This is a genomic window from Paraburkholderia sp. SIMBA_054, assembly GCF_046534875.1.
Lineage (GTDB): Bacteria > Pseudomonadota > Gammaproteobacteria > Burkholderiales > Burkholderiaceae > Paraburkholderia > Paraburkholderia hospita.
In genome coordinates this window covers 1-273 of sequence record NZ_JAWRXV010000747.1, presented here as the reverse complement: position 1 = coordinate 273, position 273 = coordinate 1, and the positions used below count along the sequence as shown (strand labels likewise).

Genomic DNA, 273 nt, shown 5'->3' with positions numbered 1-273 from the left:
AAATCCTAGTGAACATTCGAATTGTTCTTGCCGACGATCATCCGTTCGTTCTGCTTGGTGTCAGAAGCATGCTTGAGACGCGTGCCGGCGTCGCGATCGTCGGGCAGGCTGGTAGTCCCACGACATTGATCGAACTGCTGCGGCGCACGCCGTGCGACGTGCTGGTTACGGATCTGTCGATGCCCGATCCCGCCGGCCTCATCGAAGACGAATTGCACCTCATCCGCCATATCCAGGCCGAGTGGCCGGGCCTGCGCATCATCGTCATGTCGA

At 59.3% G+C, this 273-nt stretch carries 1 protein-coding gene; it reads left to right on the top strand.

Features of this window, described 5'->3' with window-relative positions; all coding sequences use genetic code 11:
* Nucleotides 1-8: 8 nt before the first annotated feature.
* Nucleotides 9-273 (top strand): response regulator transcription factor (locus SB822_RS57095; protein WP_410859106.1); only part of this gene is annotated, 265 nt, incomplete at its 3' end.